Raw genomic sequence first — 777 nt, forward strand, 5'->3', positions numbered from 1 at the left:
ACTTTAGGCTATAAGAGGCTGACTAAAAGCAATCCAATCTCATGCCAAATTCTATTGTATAAATCTCGCTCTAAAGGCCGAAAAAATCAGCGCTCGACACGGACTCATTGTCACCACCCGTCACCTAAAATCTACTCAGCGTCGGCAAAGGAGCCATGGGTTCTAGCAACTAACTTACCTGTTGAAATTCGAACACCCAAACAACTTGTTAATATCTATTCGAAGCGAATGCAGATTGAAGAAACCTTCCGAGACTTGAAAAGTCCTGCCTACGGACTAGGCCTACGCCATAGCCGAACGAGCAGCTCAGAGCGTTTTGATATCATGCTGCTAATCGCCCTGATGCTTCAACTAACATGTTGGCTTGCGGGCGTTCATGCTCAGAAACAAGGTTGGGACAAGCACTTCCAGGCTAACACAGTCAGAAATCGAAACGTACTCTCAACAGTTCGCTTAGGCATGGAAGTTTTGCGGCATTCTGGCTACACAATAACAAGGGAAGACTTACTCGTGGCTGCAACCCTACTAGCTCAAAATTTATTCACACATGGTTACGCTTTGGGGAAATTATGAGGGGATCTCTCAGCACCTGGCCGCCGTTACCAATGAGCAGTGTTTGATCCGTATCGGAACCCGTACCGCCCATCAGTTTCATATCACAAGTGGTTTCACGGATATTGGCCGTAAAGTTAACATCGAGATTCGTGCCCTCGGCGAGCGCCGAACCTGATAACGCCAGCATCGTTACGGCAACGACTGACAGGCTATAAAGATTTT

The 777-nt window shown here is 47.0% G+C and carries 1 protein-coding gene and 1 pseudogene; one reads left to right on the forward strand and one right to left on the reverse strand.

Annotated elements, in window-relative coordinates; genetic code table 11:
* Positions 1–573, forward strand: a pseudogene (locus FLQ44_RS07945) (IS4-like element ISVsa5 family transposase); the annotation flags it as partial.
* Here the strand turns inward: FLQ44_RS07945 and FLQ44_RS07950 are convergent.
* The coding region (locus FLQ44_RS07950) for a fimbrial protein (RefSeq protein ID WP_206208746.1) at positions 542–777 on the reverse strand (236 nt) is incomplete at its 5' end. The pseudogene FLQ44_RS07945 and the gene FLQ44_RS07950 overlap by 32 nt on opposite strands.

It is taken from the genome of Vogesella mureinivorans (genome assembly GCF_007644035.1).
Lineage (GTDB): Bacteria > Pseudomonadota > Gammaproteobacteria > Burkholderiales > Chromobacteriaceae > Vogesella > Vogesella mureinivorans.